Raw genomic sequence first — 15,016 nt, 5'->3', positions numbered from 1 at the left:
ATTGCACAACCGGCCTGCAGGTTGCCTGCCAAGCTCTGAAACCGGGTATTTTCTGGTGACGGGCTAAGCCTTGATGGAGTGTTTGCAATGAATTTGGCCATGATCGGTCTGGGTATGGTGGCCGCGACGCATCTGAATGCCATCAAAGCAAGTACCAAGGGTCTGACGCTGCGCGGTGTTTGCAGCCGCGATGCCAGCAAGGCTGCTGCTTTCATCAAAGAGCATATGCCAGACGCTGTGGAGCGCGTGCGCGTTTACACCTCCGTTGACGAGATCGCCGGAGATGCCGCGATTGACTTTGTCATTGTGGCGACACCGCCCAATGCAAGGGCGGATATCATTGGCAAGCTGGTTGCTGCTGGCAAACATATCCTGCTGGAAAAGCCTATCGAGCGGGACTGGAAAGCTGCCAGTGCGATTGTTGAGCAGTGTGAAGCTGCCGGTGTGACCCTTGGTATTGTGTTTCAGCACCGGGCGCGTGAGGTGTCGCAGAAGCTGCGGGCGCTTCTTGGTTCAGGTGAAACCGGACCGATCCGAGTTGCCGAAATTGCAGTGCCCTGGTGGCGTGCGCAATCCTATTATGATGAGCCGGGGCGGGGAACCTATGCGCGCGATGGCGGCGGTGTTCTGATTTCACAGGCGATCCATACGATGGATTTGGCCCTGTCCTTCACGGGTGCAGTCAAAAAAGTGCAGGCAATGGCACGTACCAGCGCGCTGCACAGGATGGAGGCAGAGGATTTCGTCACCGCCGGGCTGGATTTTGAAAGCGGGGCTATCGGATCATTGACGGCAAGCACGGCGTCTTATCCAGGATCGGCAGAATCCATCACCCTGCATTGTGAACATGTGTCTGTTTGCCTGAAATCGGGAAAGCTGGACTTGCATTGGCAGGATGGCCGCACAGAGACCATTGGCGAAGATATGGCCAGTGGTGGCGGTGCGGACCCAATGGCGTTTACCCATGAATGGCATCAGGCCGTGATTGAAGACTTTGCGGACGCGATCCGCTCCGGCAGGCCGCCGATAGCGCCCGGGCGCGAGGCGCTTGCGGTTCATCGCCTTATTGATGCGCTTGCTCTGTCATCACGCACAGAGCGGGCAGTTACTCTTTCCGAACTGGATAAAACTCATGACTGATCCCATTCGATTTGCGGCCATCGGGCTGGATCATCGGCACATTTACGGCATGGTACAGAACATGCTTGATGTTGGCTGTGAATTTGCTGGCTGGTGGACCGATGGCGAACCGCCGACCCTGCAGGGTTTCACCAAGCGCTTTCCTGACGCAAAACGCTTTTCTGACCGCTCGGGGTTGTTGGATGATCCCTCGATTGACCTGTTCCTGATTGCAGCGGTTCCGGCAGATCGCGCGGCACTGGCTGTTGAAGCAATGCGCCACGGCAAGGATGTGATGCTCGACAAACCGGGCTGCATCAGTCTGGATCAGCTTGCCGATATCAAGGCCGCTGTGGCGGAGACAGGGCGTATCTGGTCGGTGGATTTTTCAGAACGATTCGAGGTTGCCAGCGTTACCAGGGCTGCAGAACTGGTGCAAGCTGGAGCCATTGGCCGGGTTGTGCAGACGGTCGGGCTGGGGCCGCACAGGCTTAATCGGCCAACACGGCCAGAGTGGTTTTTTCAGCGTGAGAAATATGGCGGCATTTTGTGCGATATCGCGTCGCATCAGATTGACCAGTTTTTGTATTTTACCGGCTCGGACGATGCTGAGGTAACGCTTGCCTCGGCGGCCAATTACGCAAATCTGGATGATCCGGGTCTTCAGGACTTTGGCGAGATTGCGCTGCGTAGCGCCAATGGTCATGGCTATATTCGCGTGGACTGGTACACGCCGGATGCGTTGCCGAATTGGGGCGATGGACGGCTGACCCTTCTGGGGACCGAGGGCTACATTGAATTGCGCAAATATGTCGATGTTGCGCGGGATGACGGGATTGACCACCTCTATCTGGTGAATGGAAGCCGATGCGAGAAAATCGACTGTTCCGATGCGGGCTATCCCTATTTCCAGAACCTGGCCAATGACATTCGTGACCGGACTGAAACAGCCATGCCGCAGGCCCATGCCTTCAAGGTTATGGAACTGGCTTTGAAGGCTCAATTGATGGCTGATACCGCGCTGCCCTTCGCAGCATCAGATTCCCGAACATAAGAGAGAGGCAAGACAATGCTGCAAACCTGGCGCTGGTTTGGTCCTGCGGACCCGATTACGATTGATGATATGCTGCAAGTTGGTGTGGAGGGCGTTGTAACGGCACTTTACCACCTGACGCCTGGAAATGTCTGGTCGGTTGCGGAAATTGAGAAGCGCCAGAGCGCCATTGCGACGCGGCGCAACGGGAATGCTTCCGACTTGCTGTGGGAGGTGGTGGAGAGCCTTCCGGTGTCTGAATCCATCAAGACACAAACCGGCGACTACAAAATCCATATTGAGAATTATCGCCAATCGATGCGCAATCTGGCCGCGTGCGGGATGCAAACAATCTGTTACAATTTCATGCCGATCCTCGATTGGACCCGCACAGATTTGCGTGCACCAATGCCTCATGGCGGTACGGCGATGCGCTTCGACCTTCTGGAATTTGCAACCTTTGAGCTGTTCATTCTGGAACGTGAAGGGGCTGATGAGGACTATCCCGCAGAATTTGTGGCGCGCGCTGCCCAATTGTTCAAAACCTTGGATGATGGTCAGAAAACTGCATTGCAGAACAATATTGTTGCCGGTTTGCCGGGAGCCAATGACAATTGGACCTTGGACGATATCCGCGCTTTGCTACAAACCTATCAGGGGATTTCAGCGGAACAATTTCGCGATAATCTGACAGATTTTCTGGCCGAGGTGGTGCCGCTGGCCGAAGAGCTTGGCTTGCGTCTTTGTTGCCACGCTGATGATCCGCCGTTTTCTCTGCTCGGTCTGCCCCGCATCATGTCAACCGAGGCAGATTATGCTCATGTGATGTCGACTGTGGACAGTCCGGCCAATGGCATTACTTTTTGCACCGGCTCGCTGGGTGTCACTGAGGGTTTTGACGGTGCCGGGTTTGTCGAGCGGCTTGGCAGCCACATTCATTTCGTCCATTTGCGCAATACACGTCGGACAGGCCCGAGTGTTACCGGACGCAGCAGCTTTTACGAAGCGGCCCATCTTGAAGGCAATACAGATATGGTCTCCGTGGTTAAGGCGTTGATGCGTGAGCAGGTGGCCCGCAAGGCGGCAGGCCGTGCCGACTGGCAAATTCCGATGCGTCCAGATCACGGGCAGGAGATTCTGCACGATATTGGTGCAGGTGGGATGCCGGGTTATCCGCTGTTAGGGCGGATGCGCGGTCTGGCGGAATTGCGCGGTATTATGGCGGCCTGTGCGTCGCCTGAAAAATAATCAATCATCAAATACTGCCTAAATCATGGGCAAAACAGAAGAGCTGAGGGCTTTTCTGTTTTGCATAAATATTTTCTATTTATCTGATATATATAGTAAAAAATCAATTTTTGAAAAATGGCATAGTTCCTGCAAAACTAAATGCGTGCAGCGCGTCTAGGGTTCCGGTGCGGTTGATTGATTCAGCCGGACGCAGGTCCGAGAGACGCAAGCCTGGCGAGACAGCCTGGTGACACGGCGGGACAAAAACCCGGGAGAATACTGCACAGGTTTGCGCGCGCAAACTTCCTCCCGGTCTGTGCGCCCAAACTCCTTACAAATCGGCTTGATGGCCGAACATGAAACAGGAGATGCGCATGACCAATTTCAAGACATTTGCCAAAGCCAAGATATTTGCCAAGGCAATGTGTGTGGCTGGCCTTTTGGCGGTGCCAACCGGCATGACCAAAGCTGTGGCGGAAGAAAAATCTGAATTCAGCGTTTGCTGGTCGATCTATGTTGGCTGGATGCCCTGGGGCTATCTGGCAGATTCCGGCATTATGAAAAAGTGGGCCGACAAGTACGAAATCAGCGTCGATATCGTCCAGATCAACGATTATGTGGAATCCATCAACCAGTATACCGCAGGACAATTTGACGGCTGCTCCATGACCAATATGGATGCGCTGTCCATTCCCGCTGGCGGCGGTGTGGATACCACGGCGTTGATCGTGGGTGATTTTTCCAACGGCAATGACGGCATTATTTTGAAAGACGCCACGGATCTTGCTGCCATCAAGGGCCAGAGCGTCAATCTGGTGGAACTGTCGGTGTCGCATTATCTGCTGGCACGTGCTCTCGATACGGTGGGCCTTTCGGAGCGGGACCTGACCGTCGTCAACACCTCTGACGCTGACATGATTGCCGCCTATGCTACGGATGATGTGACAGCAATTGTGACATGGAACCCGCTTCTGTCTGAAATTGAAGCGCAGGCCAATGCGACCAAGGTCTTTGACAGTGCCGGAATTTCCGGTGAAATCATCGATGTCATGATGGTGAATACCAAGACGCTGGCGGACAATCCTGCATTCGGCAAGGCGTTGACTGGTGCCTGGTACGAAGTCATGGCACTGATTGCGTCCGACAGCGACGAAGGTAAAGCTGCTCGCGAGAGCATGGCTGTTGCCTCCGGAACGGATCTGGCCGGATATGATGCGCAATTGGCAACCACAGAGATGTTCTTTGCACCAGCGGATGCGGTGAGTTTCACCCAATCCACCGACTTGCCCGACACGATGAAATTCGTGGCCGAGTTCCTGTTTGACAAAGGCATCCTTGGTGAAGGCGCGCCGAGCGCTGAATTTGTTGGTGTGGCCTTTCCTGATGGATCGGTTTTTGGCGATGGGGACAATGTGAAGCTGCGCTTTGACACCAGTTACATGCAAATGGCCGCCGATGGCGCGCTTTAGTCTGTAATCGCAACAAGTTCTGGCCTGACGTTCTGGCCAGAACCAACGCGGATTTGCCATGCGCATTATCAACCGAAAACTGCAACGACGGGAAAAGCTGTTTATGGGCGCATTGCCCTTCATAGCGGTGCTGATCCTGTATGTCGTTGCCAGCCATCTCAGGCGCCTGGATAATCCGGCTGACAAGCTGCTGCCGTCGCTGGAAACCATGGGTGCCAGCTTCTGGCGCATGGCATTTGTCGCTGACAAGCGCTCCGGTGATCTGCTGCTTTGGACGGATACGTTTGACAGTCTGATGCGCCTTGGCATCGGCATGGGTATCGCCACCACCATTGCGCTGGTTGTCGGCATCGCCATCGGCTTTATTCCTCATGCCAGAAGCAGTTTTGCACCTTTTGTGGCGACCATTTCGTTGATCCCGCCCATTACGATTCTGCCCATTCTGTTTATTGTCTTCGGCTTGGGTGAAGCCTCCAAAATCATGTTGATTGTACTTGGAACGGCACCGGTGATGGTGCGCTCCATTGCCCAGGTGGTGATGGATATTCCAAGGGAAATGATCATCAAGGCAGAAACGCTGGGAGCCAGCGTCTGGCAAATGATCTGGCGGCTGGTGCTGCCACAGACCTTGCCGCGTCTGATTACCGCTATTCGTCTTGGGCTTGTTCCGGGCTGGATCTTTCTGATTTCAGCCGAGGCGATTGCCTCCACTGGCGGGCTTGGTTACCGCATTTTTCTGGTGCGGCGCTATCTGGCGATGGATGTAATCCTGCCCTACGTGTTCTGGATTACGCTGCTGGCCTTTATCCTCGACCGGCTGTTGTTGCTGCTCTCAAAACGTGCCTTCCCCTGGCATCATCTTGGGGGTGAAAGCCTGTGAGCATCGCTTCTGATAATTCCAAGCCCGTTACTTCCGCGGCTGGGACAGCTATTCCGAAAATCGAGTTGCGCGGCGTCGTGATGGATTATGATGACAACCGTGTTCTGGAGCGATTGAGCCTTCGTGTCGAAGCTGGATCATTCTGCACCATTGTTGGTGCATCTGGCTGCGGTAAATCTACATTTTTGCGGTTGTTACTCAGTCAGGAAGTGCCAACTCATGGGCGCATTCTGCTGGATGGCGAGCCGCTGCCGCCGGAACCGACGCCGGATCGTGGCATCGTGTTTCAGCGCTATTCCGTATTCCCGCATCTCACTGTGGAAGAGAATCTCATTCTGGCGAGTGAGTTTGAAAGCGGCGGCTTTACTGGGCGATTGTTTGGAAAATCCAGGTTGGCCGCCCGCGATGCCGTTGCCGAGACACTTGAGAAAATCGGGCTGACTGCTGCAAAGGACAGGTTTCCAACGCAGCTCTCGGGCGGAATGCAACAGCGTCTTGCTATTGCGCAGGCCCTGTTGAAGCGTCCGAAAATTCTGCTGTTGGACGAACCTTTCGGGGCGCTTGATCCGGGCATTCGTGTGGATATGCATGAATTGCTGCTGGAGCTCTGGGAAGAAATGTCGATGACCATTTTCATGGTTACTCATGACATTTCTGAGGCCTTCAAACTGGGCACCCGCATGCTGGTGTTCGACAAGGTGCGCCACGACCCGGACAATCCGGAGGCCTATGGGGCCACGATTACCTACGATCTGCCACTCAACAAAAACACAACAGACAAAGCGCCGGAGCCAAATGAGCTCTTTGCGCCGCAATTGCGTAATTAAGAGGAGACTAACCATGTTCGATCTATTCTCTACAAGCCCAACTCGCGCCAGCCGGATTGGAGGCCATGTCGGCCGGGCCAAGCCGCGCCATCAGCACCATCCCGATTTTGACAAGCTGCAAATGCGTGGCTGGAAGGCTGCGGAAAAGGAAGCTGAATTGCCCTCGGCTGCCTGGGAGAAAGAAAAACAATGGGCATTGCGTATGGGGCTGACCGGTGCGGATTGTCTGGAAGACAAATCCATTCCCACTTTTGCGCGTGGTGAACTGCCGCATTATGCGGGCATCAATACATTCCTGAAGGCACCTTACATTGAAGATGTTACAGCCGTTGGCGCCTATGATGCAGCTGTCATGGGTATTCCGTTTGATGGTGGCACCACCTATCGGCCCGGCACACGGTTTGGTCCTCAGAGTTTGCGCAAAATTTCGGCGCTTTATACCCCATACAATTATGAGATGGGTGTTGATCTGCGTGAACAGATGACCCTGTGTGATGTGGGCGATGTGTTCACCATTCCAGCCAACATCGAAAAAACATTCGATCAGATTACGCGGGCTGTCAGCCATGTGGCGTCGTCCGGTGCGCTGCCGATCATGATTGGTGGCGACCATTCCATTGGCTTTCCTTGTGTACGCGGCATTGCGCAATGTACCTCCAAGCGCATCGGCATTGTCCATTTTGATCGTCACATTGATATTCAGGAGAAGGATCTGGATGAACGGATGCACACCACACCATGGTTCCATGCAACGGATCTGGTGAATGTGCCTGCGGTCAATCTGGTGCAGGTGGGTATTGGTGGCTGGCAGGTGCCGCGTGAAGGCGTCACGGAAGCACGCAAGCGCAACACCAATATTTTTACCATGCGCGATGTGGAAGAAATGGGCTTGGCAGAAACCGCAGCACGGGCGCTGGAGCTGGCGTGGAAAGACGCCGATGCGGTCTATATCTCGTTCGATATCGACAGTGTGGATTGCGGCTTTGTGCCTGGTACGGGCTGGCCGGAACCGGGTGGGTTTTTGCCCCGTGAAGCGCTGGAACTTGTGTCTTTGGTGGCGAAGGAGGGCATTTGCGGTCTGGAAGTGGTTGAGGTTTCTCCGCCCTATGATTGCTCTGATATCACTGCGCTGCTGGCAACCCGTGTGATTGTGGATGTGCTTGGCACGCTTGTCTCCCATGGCAAAATGGGATCGCATAAGCATATCATCGACAAGCCTGTCAGCATTCCAGCCGGACCGGATGTGGTGTGATATGAGCAAACATCATTCACATACGGACCACACCCATCACCACGACCATGATCACGCTCAGGATATGGGCGGGGTCGGGCACAATCACGCCCATGCGGACCATCTGCATTCCCATGTGCATGGCCAAAGCGATGCGGCTCATGCAGATCAGCTAAAAGTTCTGTCGAGCAGTTTTGTGGAAGGCTTTCGCACGGCCGAAGACAAGACAAGCTATCTGCGCCTGTCCGGAATTCCGTTTCAGCGTTCCGGCGCAGATGGGCTGACGCTCAATCTGGTGGATGCGACCATCATTTCCAACTGGCAGATCGGGACAGCCTGTCCTGCCTTCGGTTCGCGGGAACTGGCTTACCTGCCATTTCCAGGCCCCATGGTTGATGCACGGGAGACAATGAATTTTGTCTATGTGTCTTTGACCGAACGGGCTGACATTGATCTTTTAACACTACTCTCCGAGCGATCCGACATTCTAGAAAAAGGACATCACCATCATGACCATTAAGAGATTTTTTTCCGCCATCACCCTGTCCACTGCAGCGGCCATTATTGCGCAACCGGCTTTGGCTCATAGCGGCTATCATGGAGAGTTTGGTGTGCTGTCCGCCCTGCAGCATATTGCCCAGTCGCCGTTTCATCTGGTGCTGGCCGGCCTTGCCGGTGGTTTTGCGCTGGTGCTGTTGCGGGTGGTTCGTCACTCCCGCGGCAAAGACGCTGCACATCTGCCGCAGAATAAACGTTAGAATTCTGCCAATCGAATTATCGTTTGTCCGGGTGCCAAAGGCCTCGGGCAGACCCATTCGCCTTAAAGGCGCAAGCTGTGTGTAAATAATCAACATTCAGAAAACCCAGCATTTCGGCGGATTTTACGGCTATTTGAGCTTACAAAGGTCGATTTTTTCTCAGATGAACGATTTCTGAACGGGCGGTTCAGGGATGGTTCGGGCGCACTCTCCTAAACCTTATTCAACGTCAAGTAGCCGACGTTGATAACAACTTTAACTCTAGGAGAGAAACCATGAAACGCCTTACCCTTATCGCAACAGCAGTCGCACTTTTCACCAACTTTTCGGCCCCTGCACTGGCCAATGGCATCAACATCGAACAATTCGGCTTCGGCAATGCAGCCGGTGGTGGCCAGGTTGGTGTTGGAAACCAGATCGGTGTTTTCCAGGACGGTCTTTTCAACAACTCCATTACTGAACAGTTCGGCAATGGCAATGTCGCCGCAACCGGCCAGAGCGGCATCAACAATGCAGCTGACACAGTTCAAAATGGCAATGGCAATCAGGCTGGTGTTGGCCAGTTCGGCAACAACCACAATTCAGTTCTGACACAGGACGGCAATGGCAATATCGCAGCCGGTGTTCAGGTTGGAAACAACTGCAACGCAAATGTCGACCAGACCGGTAGCGGCAATGTCGCAGCTTTTGTTCAAGCCTGCCCATAAGCCACGGTAGATCACTTGAAACAGTTAGATGCGCCGGGCGATTTTTGATCCCTGGCCATCCTGCTTTTCCAAAGAAAGGACAATATGATGACCCGTTTTAGCAAACACATGGTTTCCGGCTCTGCCGCACTTCTGGCACTCAGCCTGACTGGCGTCGCACTGGCCGGAACCAACACAGACAATGCCTCGGATGATCCGATCAGCTGTGAAATCAAAGCCACAGAAAACCGTGGCATGATCACGCTGGAAACCATGATCCACAGTGATACATCCATCAATGGTCAGTATCGCTTCAAGGTCAAAAGCGCCGGGCGTTCCGGCAGTACCAATCTGTCACAGGGCAGCAATTTCCGGGCAGACGCCGGAGAGCCGCTCCAATTGGGCCGTATGATGCTGTCTTCCGGTTCTGTCTATGATGCCAGTCTGGAAGTCACTGTCAGCGGTGTGACCTTCAACTGCGCAGAGCGCATCGGTGGTGCCACCTGATTATGAGATCTCTGGCCTCCAACATTCCAACTTAAGGGCTCCTGTCACAGGGAGCCCTTTTTGCACCACTATTATTCAATAGGTGTGCCCTGAACGACCGAACTCAAAAAAATCTGGGGCAAATATTTTGTCCATGAGAGTGTCGTCAAAGCGAGATTCAGCTTGCCATAGACTCTCTTCCAATCGACGGTTTTCGGTTAAAACGTCTTCCTCTAAGGTTAGGTCTGATGAATGCAGACAAAATAAAAACAGCAATCTACAAGGCTATCGACCTGTGCTCACGCTGCAAAATCGATCCTTTTTGCAATGGCATGCATCTTTGCTCAGCTCACGGATTTGCTTCAATACGTATCAGGAAGAAAGTTTGTAGAATTGCCGCAAGCATTGAAATGGCAAAAACCAGTGTCAGCCCGAATACTGTGGCAACAATTCCCGCCAACAATGGGAGCAGGAATGCAGGAGCTGTAATCGCGTTGAAATAACCGCTATAGGCAGGACGCAGATTGTCCGGCGATATTTCCATCAGGAAGCCAATCACGGCGATTGTCAGACCATTGGCAAGAGCGCCGAGAATGAAGAATATCCCGACAAATACATAAAATATTTGGCTGCCATCAAAAAAATTGGTGAACGTGAGAAGCAAAATCACAGCAGGCGGTAAAATTCTTCCAACAGCAATGCCCTTCAGGAGACTGGCCTTGCCGAAATGGTCTCCCCACCACCCCCACAGAGCATTTGAAATCAATGCTCCTGCAGTTTGTGCTCCCAGCAACAGTGCCACGTTTATTAGATTTATCCCGTTGACATCAGCCTGCACGATATAAAAAGGCGTGGCCATGAGAACACCACCACCACACCATTGCGCAAAGACAAATTTTCTGAATTTCAGATTGGTACGAAACACTGCAACGCCGTCTTTCAGATATTGAAAAAACGTTGGTTTTTGGGGCGTTCTGGTGGTCGATTCTGGTTCTCCCATTGCTGTGAAAACCACGGACGATAAATACATCAACCCAGACGCCATTGCGATGATTGCTGCATAAGACAAAGGAAAAATAAGCGTACTGGCCAAACGGTCTGCAATTGCCACCACTCCCAAAGCGAGAACACCACCACCAAAAAAGCGTGTAGCCAGCAATCGGCTTCGGAGTTCCGAGGGAACAGAACGAGCTACAATGTCATTATAGGGAACTGCTACAATTCCGCTTATGAAGGAATAGGCTGTCCAAATCACCAATACCAGAACTGATAGTGTTAGAGTGGATATACCCGCTCCAAAGGTGAGGATGAGCGCCAGCAAAGCCATACAGCTTGCACGACCAAATGCGCCAATGACATAAAAGCGCATGCTGGAGCCACCACGCTGAGCGAGGAAGCCAACAATCAATTGCGGGAACAACCATCCGAATCTCAAGATTGCTGTAACCGCACCTACAGCAATCGGACTGCCTGTTAGCTGGTAAACCAGTGACGACATGATGGTTGCTGAATCAATCGCTGCTGATCCTGCCTGAAAGATAATTCCAGCCGCCGCTACACCTGCAAAACGGTTCTTCTTGCTCATTGTCCTGACCAGTTTATGGGGTCAACATACAGCCCGAACCAGATTGACCAGAGACCAAGCAAGGCAAAAACAACACCGATGAGCCATCGCATCCGCTTCATTTTCTGCCCCAGTGTTTCGAGCCACGAGGCAAGTTTGGGGACGGCAGCAAACAACGCGAGTGGTGACGACAGAAACAGACCAAAGAGAAACATCATCACGAAACCGGTTGTTACCGTTCCCGCAGTAGCGGCAAGTCCAAGCAAACCGAACACAATTGGTGCCGCGCATGCCGGAATGTTGAGTCCGAATGCCAGCCCGAGAACGAGTGGATTCTGAGCGCGTTTCCAGGCGGCGGGCGCGAAACTGATTTTTTGCTTGATGAGACCCGTTCTGCCAATCAAGAACGCCATCCCGATGGTGAGATAAATCACTCCGAATACTAGCCAAAAACCGGTCTGTACGCTGATAATTGCTTGGCCAAGAAATGCGATCACCGCTCCAAACAATCCAGACACGAGCGAGCGTGTAGCAACGAATGTCAGTACAGCGTTAAATTTTTCACGGCGGGTTCGATTAGCCTGAGTTTCAAGAAAGAGCAGATGTCCGCCGATGGTGCATGGCTCGATAAATCCCAAAAGACCCAAACCGATTGGCAACAAGACAAGTTCAAGTGTTGTAAATTCCATATACTCTCCCGAGCCATTCACACCGTAAACTATCCAGCAACGGGAACGTCAAGTTGGTGGAAAAATGAAAGCATCAAATTTTTGCGAACACCTGTTGTCCATTGTGGAACATATTTGTTTTCGTTCCGTTCTGTCCGCTGGTACGGTTCAACGCGCTGCTCAATTGCTGAATAAATGCCTCAACCAGCGCCTGAGCCAATGTGCTGCAGTTACAAATATCATGACCAGTCCGATACAGATCATGTCGCCCGTATTCAGAGTCTCAACGAACAAAGTTTTTCCCAGCACAATGCCAATCGGGAAGGGCGCCGCCAGGAAATTGATTGACCACTCTCGCCAATTGAATTCATGTGCCGATCAGGCAACGCATTAGAAAAATCTGCTCCTTATCCCGGCGCGACAGTGGATCAGATTGTGTTTTTCATTGAAACTTACGACGTCCATGCGTAGGCAGGTTGCCAGTTTCAGGAGGGCGGAGCATCCGCGTAATCCATTTATTATGGCGAAATATCAGTCTTATGTGATCTGTACGAGCCCGCGAAGTGGGAGCACCTTGCTTTGTAAGCTTCTGGCTGCGACGCGCATATCGGGAAATCCGAATTCCTATTTCCACAATCCTTCGATACAGGACTGGGCGCGGAGTTTGGATTTATCCCTGGATCAAGACATCGCGGAACGGGATGTACTGGACGCCGTATTTGATGCAGTTCGCGCGCGCGGCACTGACCACACAGGAATCTTTGGCCTGCGTGTGCAAAGGAAAAGTTTTGATTTTCTCATTCAGAAAATGAACGTTTTGCATCCGGGACTTAACAGTGATGCGGAGCGGTTTGAGGCTGCGTTTGGACACACACTTTTCATTTATCTGACGCGCTGCAACAAGCTTGAACAGGCGATTTCCTTCGTTAAGGCAACCCAGACAGGGCTTTGGCATAAAGCGCCTGATGGGACAGAACTGGAGCGCGTCTCATCACCGAAAGAGCCGGTTTACGATGCAGATGAAATCGCGCGGCATCTTGCGAATTTCATTGCCCTTGATGACGATTGGAAAAACTGGTTTGCAAGCGAGAAAATAGACCCGTTTCGTATCAGCTATGATGCGCTTTCGGCTGATCCCGCAAATGAGCTGGCCCGCTTATTGGAGGCTTTGGAGTTGGACCCTGAAGCTGCCAAGGGAATTAACCCTGGCGTCGGCAAACTGGCAGATTCGACCAACCGAAATTGGCAGGCACGCTTTCTTGCCGAAACCGGAGATGCACAGTGAAGCGGAGAGGTTTATTGGTCGGGAGTGCTGCGTTTTGCGTTGCAAGCTCTATAGCGCGCGCTGCGGGGGGAGCTGTAATGTCCAACACATCACACAATCTAATCGTGCCGCCAGAGGAAGATTTCCACGAGCGTACCTTCATGCAATGGCCGGTGAACCGTGAGGTCCACCCCGATGCTGAGTTTCTTGAGATTCTTCAGCAAACCATTGCTGACATTGCCAATTCAATTGTCGCGTTTGAGCCGGTGGTGATGCTGGCACACGAGAGCGATCATGCGCAGGTTCGCAGGGCTTTATCCGACAAAGTGGAGCTTTGGGATATTCCCACTGAGGATTTATGGTGCCGGGATTCCGGGCCGCTATTTGCCAGGCAGCCCAATGGCAAGCTTGCTGTCAGCCATATTCGGTTCAATGGATGGGGCGGAAAACAGGTTCACAAGCGTGATGGGCGCATTGCGCAGCACGTGGCTGAACGTCTTGGCCTGCCGTTGATCGCCAGTGGCCTGAAAGGCGAAGCTAGCGGGGTTGAGCATGACGGGCATGGCCTGTTGATGGCTCATGAAAGTTCCTGGGTGAATGAAAACCGCAATCCGGGACTGTCACGAAGCCAGATCGAAACGCGATTGTTGGCCGCCTATGGCGCGGACCGCATGATCTGGTCGCCCGGGGTTTGGGGCGAGGATATTACTGATTATCACATTGACAGTCTGGCCCGGTTTACCGGCCCGGGGCGTGTGCTGATTAATCTTCCGGATCGTCCTGACATGAATGACCCGTTTCATCTGGCGGCTCTTGATACTCATGACAATCTGGTTGCTGCCGGATTGGATGTGGAAACTATTCCCGAACCAGACCGCAAACGGGTCAAGAGCATCGACTTTGTTGCTTCCTACGCCAATTATTACGTCTGCAATGGCGGCGTTATCGCTGCGCAGTTTGGCGACCGGGAAACGGATCAAATGGCGGTCAATGCTTTGAAACGGCATTATCCTGACCGCGAAATTGTGACACTTAATGTGGATGCCCTGGGTGAAGTTGGTGGCGGCATTCATTGCGCAACACAACAGATGCCCGCGCTATGAGTCAGCTGTCGCGGCAAGTGATTTCTGCAAATCTTCGTACGTCGAAAACCTGTGAACGCAATATGAATGACCGGTTCCAAAATGGTTCAGGTGATGCGGGTCATGGTGTCTTCATCGAAACGCAATCAAGCGGTTTTGAAGCAAATAAAACCAAATTTTGAGGAAACAGACCCATGAAACGCCTTACCCTTATCGTCACAGCAGTCGCACTCGTCACCGGCTTTTCGGCCCCTGCACTGGCCAACGGCATCAACATCGAACAATTCGGCTTCGGCAATGCAGCCGGCGGTGGCCAGGTTGGCGCCGGTAATCTGATCGGTGTGTTCCAGGACGGCGCTTTCAACAACTCCGTTTCCGAACAGTTCGGCAATGGCAATGTGGCTGCAACCGGCCAGAGCGGCTTCAACAATGCCGCTGATACAGTTCAGATCGGCAATGGCAATCAGGCCGGTGTTGGCCAGTTTGGTAACAACCACAATTCAGTCCTGACACAGGACGGCAATGGCAACATCGCAGCCGGTGTTCAGGTTGGAAACAACTGCAACGCAAATGTTGGCCAGGCCGGCAGCGGCAATGTTGCAGCCTTTGTTCAAGCCTGCCCATAAGCCACTGTAAATCAATTGAAACAATTAGATGTGCCGGGAGATTTTTGATCCCCGGCCATTCTGTTTTTGCCAACTACTTTCCCTTCTCATAAA

General features: G+C 52.8%; 16 protein-coding genes and 1 riboswitch. Of the genes, 14 read left to right on the top strand and 2 right to left on the bottom strand.

The features are described from left to right. Positions 1-87: 87 nt before the first annotated feature. The 11 genes from RAL91_RS23920 (at position 88) to csgH (ending at position 9,740) form a co-directional block, all read left to right on the top strand. The gene (locus tag RAL91_RS23920; RefSeq protein ID WP_306258733.1) at positions 88-1,140 is read left to right on the top strand and encodes a Gfo/Idh/MocA family protein; all 1,053 of its coding nucleotides are present in this window, start codon (positions 88-90) and stop codon (positions 1,138-1,140) included. Then, on the top strand, positions 1,133-2,173 hold the full coding sequence (locus RAL91_RS23915) for a Gfo/Idh/MocA family protein (protein ID WP_306258732.1): 1,041 nt from the start codon (positions 1,133-1,135) through the stop codon (positions 2,171-2,173). The genes RAL91_RS23920 and RAL91_RS23915 overlap by 8 nt, the downstream gene beginning before the upstream one ends. Before the next feature lie 15 nt (positions 2,174-2,188). After that, positions 2,189-3,400: a mannonate dehydratase gene (gene uxuA / locus RAL91_RS23910; RefSeq protein WP_306258731.1), complete on the top strand. Its 1,212-nt coding sequence runs from the start codon at positions 2,189-2,191 to the stop codon at positions 3,398-3,400. A 145-nt stretch (positions 3,401-3,545) separates the two neighbouring features. Continuing rightward, positions 3,546-3,659, top strand: a riboswitch (guanidine-I (ykkC/yxkD leader). A 97-nt stretch (positions 3,660-3,756) separates the two neighbouring features. After that, positions 3,757-4,851 (top strand): putative urea ABC transporter substrate-binding protein, encoded by a 1,095-nt coding sequence (locus tag RAL91_RS23905; RefSeq protein WP_306258730.1) that lies wholly within the window; start codon positions 3,757-3,759, stop codon positions 4,849-4,851. A 58-nt stretch (positions 4,852-4,909) separates the two neighbouring features. Continuing rightward, positions 4,910-5,731, top strand: a complete 822-nt coding sequence (locus tag RAL91_RS23900; RefSeq protein WP_306258729.1) for an ABC transporter permease — start codon at positions 4,910-4,912, stop codon at positions 5,729-5,731. A 50-nt stretch (positions 5,732-5,781) separates the two neighbouring features. Then, complete coding sequence (locus RAL91_RS23895) at positions 5,782-6,558, top strand: ATP-binding cassette domain-containing protein (RefSeq protein ID WP_371932564.1); 777 nt, start codon at positions 5,782-5,784, stop codon at positions 6,556-6,558. Positions 6,559-6,571: 13 nt separating this feature from the next. Next, positions 6,572-7,810, top strand: a complete 1,239-nt coding sequence (locus RAL91_RS23890; protein ID WP_306258728.1) for an agmatinase family protein — start codon at positions 6,572-6,574, stop codon at positions 7,808-7,810. A gap of 1 nt (position 7,811) precedes the next feature. After that, complete coding sequence (locus tag RAL91_RS23885) at positions 7,812-8,309, top strand: hypothetical protein (RefSeq protein ID WP_306258727.1); 498 nt, start codon at positions 7,812-7,814, stop codon at positions 8,307-8,309. Then, on the top strand, positions 8,299-8,547 hold the full coding sequence (locus RAL91_RS23880) for a hypothetical protein (protein WP_306258726.1): 249 nt from the start codon (positions 8,299-8,301) through the stop codon (positions 8,545-8,547). The genes RAL91_RS23885 and RAL91_RS23880 overlap by 11 nt, the downstream gene beginning before the upstream one ends. Before the next feature lie 275 nt (positions 8,548-8,822). Then, the gene (locus tag RAL91_RS23875; protein WP_306258725.1) at positions 8,823-9,254 is read left to right on the top strand and encodes a curlin; all 432 of its coding nucleotides are present in this window, start codon (positions 8,823-8,825) and stop codon (positions 9,252-9,254) included. A gap of 87 nt (positions 9,255-9,341) precedes the next feature. Further along, entirely contained in the window at positions 9,342-9,740 is a 399-nt protein-coding gene (gene csgH / locus RAL91_RS23870; protein WP_306258711.1) for a curli-like amyloid fiber formation chaperone CsgH, read from the top strand. 328 nt (positions 9,741-10,068) lie between these two features. Here csgH and RAL91_RS23865 read toward each other — a convergent pair whose 3' ends face one another. Together RAL91_RS23865 and RAL91_RS23860 are read right to left on the bottom strand one after the other, a co-directional pair. Further along, a complete protein-coding gene (locus RAL91_RS23865; RefSeq protein WP_306258724.1) occupies positions 10,069-11,304 on the bottom strand; it encodes an MFS transporter in 1,236 nt (411 codons plus the stop codon). Beyond that, positions 11,301-11,945 (bottom strand): cytochrome c biogenesis CcdA family protein, encoded by a 645-nt coding sequence (locus RAL91_RS23860; protein WP_306258723.1) that lies wholly within the window; start codon positions 11,943-11,945, stop codon positions 11,301-11,303. Before RAL91_RS23860 ends, RAL91_RS23865 begins: the two co-directional genes overlap by 4 nt. A 469-nt stretch (positions 11,946-12,414) precedes the next feature. On the opposite strand from RAL91_RS23860, the gene RAL91_RS23855 reads away from it, so the two are divergent. The 3 genes from RAL91_RS23855 to RAL91_RS23845 all read left to right on the top strand — a co-directional run bounded on the left by RAL91_RS23855 (position 12,415) and on the right by RAL91_RS23845 (position 14,923). Then, on the top strand, positions 12,415-13,236 hold the full coding sequence (locus tag RAL91_RS23855; protein ID WP_306258722.1) for a Stf0 family sulfotransferase: 822 nt from the start codon (positions 12,415-12,417) through the stop codon (positions 13,234-13,236). A gap of 77 nt (positions 13,237-13,313) precedes the next feature. Further along, positions 13,314-14,318, top strand: coding sequence for an agmatine/peptidylarginine deiminase (locus tag RAL91_RS23850; RefSeq protein WP_306258721.1), 1,005 nt, complete (start codon positions 13,314-13,316; stop codon positions 14,316-14,318). 173 nt (positions 14,319-14,491) lie between these two features. Next, positions 14,492-14,923: a curlin gene (locus RAL91_RS23845; RefSeq protein ID WP_306258720.1), complete on the top strand. Its 432-nt coding sequence runs from the start codon at positions 14,492-14,494 to the stop codon at positions 14,921-14,923. Positions 14,924-15,016 lie beyond the last annotated feature (93 nt).

This window comes from Pararhizobium sp. IMCC21322, from assembly GCF_030758295.1.
Taxonomy (GTDB): domain Bacteria; phylum Pseudomonadota; class Alphaproteobacteria; order Rhizobiales.
Note: the sequence above shows the minus strand (reverse complement) of the source record. Positions and strands in the feature narration are given on the sequence as shown.

What these genes read in the sequence shown, in the direction of transcription:
- RAL91_RS23920 (WP_306258733.1), top strand. Translation starts at nt 88, where the DNA reads ATGAATTTGGCCATGATCGGTCTGGGTATGGTGGCCGCGACGCATCTG.
- RAL91_RS23915 (WP_306258732.1), top strand. Translation starts at nt 1,133, where the DNA reads ATGACTGATCCCATTCGATTTGCGGCCATCGGGCTGGATCATCGGCAC.
- uxuA (WP_306258731.1), top strand. Translation starts at nt 2,189, where the DNA reads ATGCTGCAAACCTGGCGCTGGTTTGGTCCTGCGGACCCGATTACGATT.
- RAL91_RS23905 (WP_306258730.1), top strand. Translation starts at nt 3,757, where the DNA reads ATGACCAATTTCAAGACATTTGCCAAAGCCAAGATATTTGCCAAGGCA.
- RAL91_RS23900 (WP_306258729.1), top strand. Translation starts at nt 4,910, where the DNA reads ATGCGCATTATCAACCGAAAACTGCAACGACGGGAAAAGCTGTTTATG.
- RAL91_RS23890 (WP_306258728.1), top strand. Translation starts at nt 6,572, where the DNA reads ATGTTCGATCTATTCTCTACAAGCCCAACTCGCGCCAGCCGGATTGGA.
- RAL91_RS23885 (WP_306258727.1), top strand. Translation starts at nt 7,812, where the DNA reads ATGAGCAAACATCATTCACATACGGACCACACCCATCACCACGACCAT.
- RAL91_RS23880 (WP_306258726.1), top strand. Translation starts at nt 8,299, where the DNA reads ATGACCATTAAGAGATTTTTTTCCGCCATCACCCTGTCCACTGCAGCG.
- RAL91_RS23875 (WP_306258725.1), top strand. Translation starts at nt 8,823, where the DNA reads ATGAAACGCCTTACCCTTATCGCAACAGCAGTCGCACTTTTCACCAAC.
- csgH (WP_306258711.1), top strand. Translation starts at nt 9,342, where the DNA reads ATGACCCGTTTTAGCAAACACATGGTTTCCGGCTCTGCCGCACTTCTG.
- RAL91_RS23865 (WP_306258724.1), bottom strand. Translation starts at nt 11,304, where the DNA reads ATGAGCAAGAAGAACCGTTTTGCAGGTGTAGCGGCGGCTGGAATTATC.
- RAL91_RS23855 (WP_306258722.1), top strand. Translation starts at nt 12,415, where the DNA reads ATGCGTAGGCAGGTTGCCAGTTTCAGGAGGGCGGAGCATCCGCGTAAT.
- RAL91_RS23850 (WP_306258721.1), top strand. Translation starts at nt 13,314, where the DNA reads ATGTCCAACACATCACACAATCTAATCGTGCCGCCAGAGGAAGATTTC.
- RAL91_RS23845 (WP_306258720.1), top strand. Translation starts at nt 14,492, where the DNA reads ATGAAACGCCTTACCCTTATCGTCACAGCAGTCGCACTCGTCACCGGC.